This is a genomic window from Nostoc sp. CHAB 5836 (assembly GCF_020829445.1).
Classification (GTDB): Bacteria; Cyanobacteriota; Cyanobacteriia; order Cyanobacteriales; family Nostocaceae; genus Nostoc.
In genome coordinates this window covers 1-9,333 of the sequence record NZ_JAIVFV010000226.1, presented here as the reverse complement: position 1 = coordinate 9,333, position 9,333 = coordinate 1, and the positions used below count along the sequence as shown (strand labels likewise).

The 9,333-nt window shown below is 42.9% G+C and carries 11 protein-coding genes; 3 read left to right on the top strand and 8 right to left on the bottom strand.

The window, feature by feature from the left end:
- Window positions 1-222 precede the first annotated feature (222 nt).
- Window positions 223-780 (top strand): hypothetical protein, encoded by a 558-nt coding sequence (locus LC605_RS28745; RefSeq protein WP_229550855.1) that lies wholly within the window; start codon window positions 223-225, stop codon window positions 778-780.
- A 77-nt stretch (window positions 781-857) separates the two neighbouring features.
- Window positions 858-1,502: a DUF3318 domain-containing protein gene (locus tag LC605_RS28740; protein WP_229550852.1), complete on the top strand. Its 645-nt coding sequence runs from the start codon at window positions 858-860 to the stop codon at window positions 1,500-1,502.
- A 10-nt stretch (window positions 1,503-1,512) separates the two neighbouring features.
- Here the strand turns inward: LC605_RS28740 and LC605_RS28735 are convergent, their stop codons facing one another.
- The 4 genes from LC605_RS28735 to LC605_RS28720 all read right to left on the bottom strand — a co-directional run bounded on the left by LC605_RS28735 (window position 1,513) and on the right by LC605_RS28720 (window position 3,886).
- Window positions 1,513-1,662: a hypothetical protein gene (locus LC605_RS28735; protein ID WP_229550851.1), complete on the bottom strand. Its 150-nt coding sequence runs from the start codon at window positions 1,660-1,662 to the stop codon at window positions 1,513-1,515.
- A gap of 199 nt (window positions 1,663-1,861) precedes the next feature.
- A complete protein-coding gene (locus tag LC605_RS28730) occupies window positions 1,862-2,305 on the bottom strand; it encodes a type II toxin-antitoxin system PemK/MazF family toxin (protein ID WP_229550850.1) in 444 nt (147 codons plus the stop codon).
- Entirely contained in the window at window positions 2,299-2,541 is a 243-nt protein-coding gene (locus LC605_RS28725) for an AbrB/MazE/SpoVT family DNA-binding domain-containing protein (protein ID WP_229550849.1), read from the bottom strand. The genes LC605_RS28730 and LC605_RS28725 overlap by 7 nt, the downstream gene beginning before the upstream one ends.
- A 547-nt stretch (window positions 2,542-3,088) precedes the next feature.
- Window positions 3,089-3,886: a 7-carboxy-7-deazaguanine synthase QueE gene (locus tag LC605_RS28720; protein ID WP_229550854.1), complete on the bottom strand. Its 798-nt coding sequence runs from the start codon at window positions 3,884-3,886 to the stop codon at window positions 3,089-3,091.
- A gap of 199 nt (window positions 3,887-4,085) precedes the next feature.
- On the opposite strand from LC605_RS28720, the gene LC605_RS28715 reads away from it, so the two are divergent.
- Entirely contained in the window at window positions 4,086-5,135 is a 1,050-nt protein-coding gene (locus LC605_RS28715; RefSeq protein ID WP_229550848.1) for a sugar transferase, read from the top strand.
- Between the two features lie 99 nt (window positions 5,136-5,234).
- On the opposite strand, the gene LC605_RS28710 is transcribed toward LC605_RS28715, so the two are convergent.
- The 4 genes from LC605_RS28710 to LC605_RS28695 all read right to left on the bottom strand — a co-directional run bounded on the left by LC605_RS28710 (window position 5,235) and on the right by LC605_RS28695 (window position 9,215).
- Window positions 5,235-6,686, bottom strand: a complete 1,452-nt coding sequence (locus LC605_RS28710; protein ID WP_229550847.1) for a YcjF family protein — start codon at window positions 6,684-6,686, stop codon at window positions 5,235-5,237.
- Window positions 6,687-6,729: 43 nt separating this feature from the next.
- Window positions 6,730-7,242, bottom strand: a complete 513-nt coding sequence (locus LC605_RS28705) for a group I intron-associated PD-(D/E)XK endonuclease (protein ID WP_229550846.1) — start codon at window positions 7,240-7,242, stop codon at window positions 6,730-6,732.
- A gap of 421 nt (window positions 7,243-7,663) precedes the next feature.
- Window positions 7,664-8,617: an asparaginase gene (locus tag LC605_RS28700; RefSeq protein ID WP_229550845.1), complete on the bottom strand. Its 954-nt coding sequence runs from the start codon at window positions 8,615-8,617 to the stop codon at window positions 7,664-7,666.
- A 94-nt stretch (window positions 8,618-8,711) separates the two neighbouring features.
- The gene (locus LC605_RS28695; RefSeq protein ID WP_229550853.1) at window positions 8,712-9,215 is read right to left on the bottom strand and encodes a CGLD27 family protein; all 504 of its coding nucleotides are present in this window, start codon (window positions 9,213-9,215) and stop codon (window positions 8,712-8,714) included.
- Between the last annotated feature and the right edge of the window lie 118 nt (window positions 9,216-9,333).

Below are 9,333 nucleotides of genomic sequence, written 5' to 3'. Positions count from 1 at the left end.
TACTGGATCACCAGACTCAATAATAATAGTCCCTGTCGTTGGAATCTGATAACCTTTTAGTTGTCCAGCTTTCCACCAACGATGCGCTGTTTTGTAACTTATCCCTGTTTTTTTGGCGTAATCTGATAATTTCATGTACCCATATTACCGTTAATGAGTATATATGGGTATAAAATCAAGAAATATTTACAACACCTGCTCCACGTTCCTTATGAGGCTTTTATGGGAGCTAACCTCAAACAGATTGCCGACTATTTAGACAACCTTGGTTGGGACTACCGTTTTGATGATCAAGAAGACCGAATTATAACAGGTGTAGAGGCTGACAACCTAGAAGATTTCCTAATAGTTGTCCAGCTGGATGAAGAGGGAAAATTTTTCCGGGTATTTGCCCCTCAAGTTCTGTCAGGAATTCAAGATCATCCTTACAAGGGGGTTATCCTACAGACAATGCTGGCCATTTCCTGGGAAACCAAAATGTTGCAATGGGAGTATGACCCATCCGATGGCGAAATCCGTGCCATTATTGAGTTTCCTCTAGAAGACTCGATTCTCACAGAAAGACAATTTCACCGTTGCCTAAGTGGGTTAATTCAGATTGTGGATGGCATAGCGATACCTCGCCTGAAAGAAGTGATGGCGACAGGTCATGATCCGGGCAATATAGAACTTGGGGAAAGACTATTACTCAGTATCCAAGAACAAGCCCCAGGATTGTTAGATTTACTAGAAAAAGCTATGGAAGCGCGAAAAAAGCGAGGAAGTTTTTCTAGTGAGTGAGACGGATCATCACTTAAATCGCTATACTCCAAAGTGATACCCTCACTATATACTGAAATTTTCTGGGGCTGGATATTATGACATCCTATGCAACCTCCTCTGCCAAAGCGGAAATGAGTGAACTCCGGCGGTTGAAAGGCTTACTACCGCCAGAATTACAGAGCTGGGTCACGGTTGAAGGCACAACTGAGGTCAATCCACCCCTGGTTCGTTGCGAAGAAATTGGTAAAGACCAGGTAGAAATTCAAATTGACTTGGTGAAATGGGATGCCCTCGCAATGGATCAGCGTAATCTGCTGTTCTGGCATGAAGTTGCCCGCGTTCAAAATGACACAATTCCTAAAGATGGTTGGGAAATGGCAGCACTAGCCATTGGTTTAGGTGGTGCTGTAGGCGAATTGTGGGTACAAGATGGATTGCTGCTGGTTTTAGCTTTGTCGCTTTGTGGTGTGTCAGGCTGGCGACTGTACCAAAAGAATAATGGGGAAAAGCAACTAAGAGAATTGCTCAATGCTGATGAGAAAGCGATCGCTTTGGCAACTCGTTTTGGTTATAGCCTCCCCAATGCCTACAAGAGTCTTGGTAGCGCCTTGAAAACCCTGATTGACAATACTCCTAGTAAGCGCCAACGGTCGAAATACGAAGCAAGACTCTCTGCCCTCAAGCGCAGTGCTAATAAGGCAAAAGCTAAATCGAAAACTACAGATGAGGGCGCACTGTAGAAACCAGAAATTAGGTTGAGTGGGTCTTGTATTGCCCATCCCACAAAATACCTAAATCAACGTCAGGCAATACTGCGTAGGTTTTTAATATTTGTAGGTTGGGTTGAGCCAATGCGTTACCCAACAAACCCCGCAAAATCTTGGGTTTCGTTCTACACATTTTTTATTTTTCTGCCAAAACCTGCGCAGTATTCCAACGTCAGGGACTTCCAATAAGTAAGTTGACGTGAATAAATCAAAGTACATTAAGTAATGTAAAAAATGTTGAAATGAGTTCGTAGTGAGGGCTACCCTACGGGAACGCTCCGCGAACAGCCCTCAAATGAGGACTAAGCTTCTAAATTTAAATAAAATTAGTTTTAGAAAATTAATGTTTCGAGCTTTGCCTGTACTTCTTCTATTAAATCTCGTGAAACACTTTCAACAAATTTTACCTTTCTAGCTTGACAATCGAGTGTTTTAATTTGGTCGGCTAACACAACTCCTTTTGTTTGCGTTCCCTCAACAAGTGGAACTTCAAAACTAAGCCCTTTTGCCTTGCTCGTTATAGGACACGCTAAAACTAAAGAAGCCATTCGATTGTATTGAATTGGAGATATAACAAGAACAGGGCGGTAGCCCATTTGCTCCCGCCCTTGCTGTTGTAGTTCATTGTTCATTGTCCTAGCAATGTCATCAAATGACATTCCTGAGTCATAAAGAGCAAATGCACGCTCAATTGAATCAACCGTAAACTGCTGTTTTGATCCAAATTCTAATTTGATAATATCTCCTCTTTTGGGAAAGTATTGATTAACTACCAATGCTCATTCCCCAAAGCATTTCCAGTTTCAAATTCTGGATGAAATTTCTCAGGAGTCATACCTTCAAGCAATTCATCAAGCGTATACTTTTTTCTTTTTCGTGGTGTAACAATAATACTGTTACCTTCTACAGTAATATCCATACCTGTCCCTTCAGTTATATGTGCTTGTTCAGCTACCGCTCTTGGAATCCGAATAGCTAAACTATTTCCCCATTTAGCAACAACTGCCGTCATAGCTATCTCCAAATATTTTGTTAGTCATCTACACGCCCGAACTTGAGATTTTCGACATACAAGAACTTGGAAAAATTCCTCTGACGTATATACTTTGAAGATACATATTTTCGGATCTGGTGTCAACACCCCCTTGCAAGCCAATCGTTGATGGCAAGGTGCAGCACTAAACGAAAGCGGTAACTTCCGACTTCAACTTACAAGGCGTAGATATAGCGAAGCTGACACTAGGGGCAAAGTAGTACAATTTTACCTAAAACCGATGTTTGTAGTATGCCAATGACAGGACTGAAACCCTTATTATTTAGTTATCATACGCGAACAAATCATTCTTTACTCCACCACCTATTTTCCCTTAACCGAGCAGTATTGCCTCTTGGGAGTATGGCATTTGCGATCGCCAGAGCAGTTTTTCCTTTGCCCACTCCCTCAACTAGGCTTTTGGCGTTGGGCTTCCTTACTCAACCCAACGTAACATTAGCGCCAGAAATTACCATTTCACAAAATCTTACTTTTTTCTTGACTACATCTTTATCAAACTCAAATTTTACAGTTGGTTTAGCATTTTATGCGTCTGAGGGATCACACGCACGTCCTTGACAAAGCCCTTCATCAAAGCTTGCCACGTCAAAACTTGATTGCTCGAAGGTGCAAGCACAGGTATTGGGGAAAATTGTTCAGATACAGCCAAAGGCGTAACAGGTTGTAAAAATACGGAGATATCTGGACTAACCTCTGCCACCAACAAAGCTGAACGTTTTAACTCGGCAGGATCTGTGTTTTGAGACACAATTATCTTGACAAAAACATTTAAATATGAATCATGACATAATTGGAGAAATTTACTATGTTCTTGCCAATAACTTTCGCCGCTAACACTGGGCAATTTGAAATCCATGCCTACAGAGTCTAAGTAGGGGAGAATCATCGCCAGTTGTTCTGGGCGATGTCCGCCAGTTTCTAAGTATACAGGTAGACCAGTTATGGCTCGCACTGGGGGAAGAAACTCTGTTAAAAATGGGGCATGAAGAAGTGGTTCACCTCCAGTTAAGCTAATGCTATCGTGTAGACAAGGTAGATTTTGCTGTTCCACCCATTGGATTAAGATGGGTAATGGGACAGGGTTAGAGTGGATTTCAAAGTCGCGCAATCCAGGCGATCGCTCTATTCGACAAGTCGCAGGTACATTCCAAGTGTGGGCACTATCACAAAAGTGGCAGCGCAAATCACACAAAGCAAAACGAATAAATATCTGACGTGTCCCTACATTCAGTCCTTCCCCTTGAATGGCAGAAAAGACCTCAATCAGGCGTGCAGTAGGTATAACTGTAGTTTTAGCAATCATTTTAGTGATAGCAACGCGATCGCGCTGCGTCGGCACAACAGCAAGGATGTTTTTTGGCTTCTTGTTCTATTGTGAATCGTCGCTGACGATCTCCAATCTCAGCCCCGGTAAATAGCAATTAGTCCTTATTGCTACTGATTGCAATATTAGGTTAGGTAATTTTATCGGACAAAATAATCTTTGGCAGATTACATTATACATGGCAACGAAAGTGCAGAGCTTCATGACTAGCCAACCGACAAAGGTCGATTTTCCACTTAATTCCCTAAACGACACGGCTATAGTGCTGGTGCCCACGCGCTTGAGTGTGCTGGAGGCTTTAGGCTTTAAGCAAGCCTGCCAAGGCTTAATCCAGCCCAATTCACATCCCAAGCAAATTATCGTTGACTTTCACCAAACTACTTTTATGGATAGTAGTGGTTTAGGTGCCCTGGTAAGTAATTTTAAATACGCTCAGTCCCAAGGGATTACATTAACACTGCGGAATGTAACACCTCAGGTAATGGCAGTCCTAAAACTTACCGGATTGGATCAAGTTTTTCCCTTAGAGTCTGTCAAGGAGGAGTCGCTAATAGAACAAGAAAGCTTAGTAGATATTCAGAAGACAACTTCTCGTAAAGTAGAGCCGTTACCCGCTACTCACCCTTCTGTAGCATCTTGGATGAAACGGTTATTAGACGTTATCGGGTCAGTAATTGGTTTATTAATTACAGGAATTTTGTTTATTCCGATTGCGATCGCTATTCAAATTAATGATCCCGGGCCAATTTTGTTTAGTCAAACCCGTTGTGGTTGGATGGGGAAGCGTTTTGAAATTTGGAAATTCCGCTCCATGTGCGTGGATGCGGAAGCCAAGAAATCCCAAGTTAAAAACCAAGTACAAGGTGCTTTTTTCAAGAATGATAACGACCCCAGAATTACTAAGATAGGGCGCTTTTTACGGCGAACTAGTCTTGATGAACTACCCCAATTTTGGAATGTCCTCAAGGGAGAAATGAGTTTAGTAGGCACCCGACCACCGACACCCGATGAAGTAGAACGCTATGAAGTACCGGAGTGGCAACGTTTAGATGTTAAACCCGGTATGACTGGCGAATGGCAAGTAAATGGACGTTCTACAGTCCGTAGTTTTGAAGATGTAATTCGTCTGGATTTGCAATATCAAAAAAATTGGAGTTTGGTGTATGATTTAAAGCTAATTTTCAAAACTATAGCTGTTCTGTTTAATAGAAACAGTGGTGCTGTTTAGCTAACTACCTTTATTCACAATTTTTTGGTAACTCCCAACTCTCCCAACTCTCAGGATAATTCTTAAATGCACCCAAGCCTAAAATAGGCTTGGGTGCATTTAAGGTTCACCTACACCAACGACTCCAACCTGCTGTGCTTCTGGCAACAAAAGCTTTATACCTTGTTTAACAAACCCCTGCAAAAAACCAATCTGCTGATTTTGCTGAAATACCTTTTGTAAGGTTTGCCGCAAATTCTCCAAATTTAAACCAGTCCCAGAATCGATCGCTATTTCCTGCTGTTGGAAATACTCAACTAAACTTAACCCTGCGACTCTAGTCAGATAAGCTGCACTTACTCCCTGGACTACGCCACCAGCAACAAAAGTAACGGCATTACTTTTGAGAACAGTACTAACCGCCTTGGTCGAAAGTTCAACTAAACCCAATTTCAGCATCAAACTTCCCATTGTTCCAGCGACAGTTTGCGCCTGTTCTAGGGAAAATTTCTGCTGATAGATATTACCCAAATCCATTACCATTTGAGCATTAATTGCCGCAGTCGCCAGAATGTCAAGGGCTGGTACTGGGTTAGCAAAGGCAGCAGCAGCAGCTATCCATTGATATTGTTCAATAATTGGGGTGGCGCGATCGCGTCTAGTTCCATTCAACCAGTTTTTCGCCTCAGCTTTCAACAAACCGGCTTTCCTCATGGTAGTTACCCAAACTAGCCGTTGTCCTTGCTGTGTCAAAATCTCGCCCAACTGCTGCGTTAACTGCTGAATATCTGCTGTTGGTTGTTCCATCCACTCTTGCACAGCACCATCAGCCTCATGCTTTCGGACTTTGAGGGGAATGGGAGAGGCCGCAGTTGCAACTACATTTCCCTGCATTCGCTGTTTCAATTGACTAAAGATGCTGGCGCTTTCATCAGTTAAATATTGGTCTTGTTTGTTGAAAACCAAGATTGTCGGATGATTTGCTGCTTTTAGCTGCTGTAAGGTTTGAAATTCTGAGTCTGTCAAATCACCGTTTGTCAGGAATAGAACAAAATCAGATTTTGCTACTTCTGCTAAAATAGCTGCATCTGAATTGTCACTCCCTTCTCGAAACAAAGGTGCTGTCTCTTGTAAAGACACCAAATTTGGTGTCTCTAAATTTTGCTTTAGCACTTGAATTAAAGTGCTTTTACCTACGGATTTCCCGCCAGTCACAGCCACTTTAATTTCTTGTGTGTCTAATTCCAACAACAATTGGGCAACTTGTTCTCTGAGTATCTGTAACGCTGGATGGTTTTCTGCTTCTTGTGCCAGTTGGTTAATTACAGTTTCAGTTTTAGCGATCGCACTTTCCACAGTCGCCCGATCCACAACCATATCATTTAGCTGCTCTAAACTGTCTTTCGGGCGATTTTGTTGGAACAACCACAAACCACCCCCTACAGCTAAGGCACTGAACAAACCAAACTCACCCACCTGCATTATTGAATGATGCCAACTTTGTAACATCCACAGAGAAAAGGACAGTCCCAATCCTCCCACTAAAATTGGTCGCTGCAACTTCACAACCATGATTATCGGCGCTTTTTTGGATGGTTATTTCTTCCAGAATAGATTAAAAACCTGCTTCTTGGAATTGAACAGGCGATCGAACACAACTTTCTTTACCTACAGATGCTTGTAAAATTAACTCCCAAGCATCACGGTATTGTGCAGAACGAGGTTTACGCTGTCGTTTTTCAGCTTCAACAAGGTGTACTTCGCTGCCATAATCGATGAACACATCTACAGGAAAGACATAAAACAGGTCAAGTTTTTCTATATATACTAGGGCAAAATCAAAGTCTGATAGCTTATATGCTTCTCGAAGCATCAGCCGCCGATTGGTTTTAGTGCGGCGATTATCTACAACATAATTGCCAGAAGGCTCATCCAACCAAGCGTATTTGACTTGGATTTTAATTAGAGTTCCCTCTACATCAAATGCTAGATCGTAAGGTAGCCGATCACCAAAAGGTTTTAAAACTCCCCAACCACGCTTTAAGGCATGAAGAACAGCAGCTTGCTCTGCTATGTCTCCCTTAAGCTTTGTGTCCATTTGTAAGACTAAGTAGCTGACAATTAGCATAAAACAAAACCCTGTAATCTTCTAGGAAAACAGGGTTTTGCTTTATCTTTGATTTGGTGGCGGGAAGTGGATTTGAACCACTGACCTTCGGGTTATGCTTACCAACTACAACTTTCGTTGCCCAGACTTACTGGTTTGTGGTCTGGACTGTCCCTTCACCCTCGCTGTTACCGTTAGGGTGTCTGCCTTCCAGTCTCTACACCTTCTCCATCTCTGGAGCTTGGTTCGGGATTACCGCGCTATTGGCTTCCCCGAGTTTGACAGATAAACGCACATAAGTTTCTTTATGTGCCGCCCATAGCAAACTTAACTAATAAGCGTCTAGTTAAACTTGCCCGTTGAGCCCGACGAGCTACCAGGCTGCTCTATCCCGCGTCGCTCTTAACTTTTATAGCATAACCTATAGTCAAGAGTTTGGCAACTATAAAAATGATAATTCTCCAATTACTTCTAAACGCTTGTATTTCCCTAAAGTGACAAACTTTTCAGAGAGGCTTTCGGCGGCGCTGGGACTAATCCACCCCATTTGCTGGAGTAAGTGAATCGCAACGGCATATTTTGCTCGTTTTGCCCCATCCATGACTTTGATTGCCAATCCCAAGCCTTCACCGAGTCTACCAATGCACTGCACTCCTTCGGCACCAGTTTTACTGACCAGTTCCCCTGGAGTTAAGCGCATCAGTTCCGTATCAAATTCTCCATCTCCTGCGACCATAGCGGGGTGATGAGTCATCGCACGGACAATGCGCTCCATATCCAAATTGGTACTAGAGGCTAACAGTGCATACAAAGATGCCATATGACCGAGTTGCATTAGATAAGTTGGTGCGCCACAGTCATCATGAGCGCTGATAAATTCTTCAGCTGGCATTCGCAGCAACTCTGCTACTTTACCTAAAATCAACTGCTGTATTGGGTGCTTGCGTTCCAAATAGTTATTTAAGGGCCAATGGCGTTGCTGACAAACAGCTAACATCCCTGCATGTTTCCCAGAGCAATTATATTCCAGAGGACTTCGCTTATCTTCAGGAATTGGACACTGAAGTACAGTCGGGTCTAAATCAGCCCGCCAAAGGATGTTAAATACCTGTCGGACTTGATCTATTCTTCCTTTATGGGAACTGGTGATAATTGCTAAATCGCGATCGCTGAGGTCATAGCGTTCCAGTGTACCTGTGGTGGTGACTGCGAGTGCCTGAAACGGTTTGAGGGCTGAACGGATAAATGCAGCAGTTTCAGAATTTCCAGCAACGGTTAGAACCCGTCCTCGTTCGTCGCATACAACAGCTTGGACTATATGCCTGGATTCAATAATACCTTCCCGCAGCAACCGGACTTCCAGTGCTGTGGCTTGAGTTCGTTTTCCCATTGTCATGGGTTTATATTTATCACCTTTTTTTAGTTAGGAGTTAGGAGTTAAGAGTTATGAATTATTAACTAATCACTCCTAACTCCTGACTCCTAACTTTTTAAAACAAATGCCAAACTATAGTACCAATAACGTACATTCCCGCCAAGGCAGCGAAGGTAAATTGTAACCGCCGCAGAATGGGTTTGATTTCGTATGCAACAATTAAGCGATCGCGGTTGAGGATTTCCTGTGGTTTCGTCCAAGTTTGGCCGTCGTACCAGCCGGATTCTTCATAAAATACTGTGGGACTACAAAGGCGATCGCACACGTAGAACCACCCCAAGTACAACCTTACCAGTGCCAGCACTACCCCGACACTCGCTGCTGCTGCCCCACAGAGGATAAAATGTGCAATATACTTGTGAGGGGGAAAACTTGCCGCAGCCACAGGTGCTGCTAACAGCCAAGATAAACCCCAAATCCAAACAATTTTCGTGATGTACTCGCGCCAATCTAAAGTACTATCACGAAATAGCCAGGAACTTTTTAACTCTTCGTATTCATTGAGCGGTTGTTGGTCGGTAGGAACTGGGCAGTTTGAAACCGAAGACCTATGACAAATGACAGCCTTAGCCAGTTAACTTTAATTGCGCCAACCTACTTATGCCGCCAACTTACTTAATCTTCAAAATATGAACACTCAAATAAACTCCAGAATACCGGTTGCTTTAACCATTGCT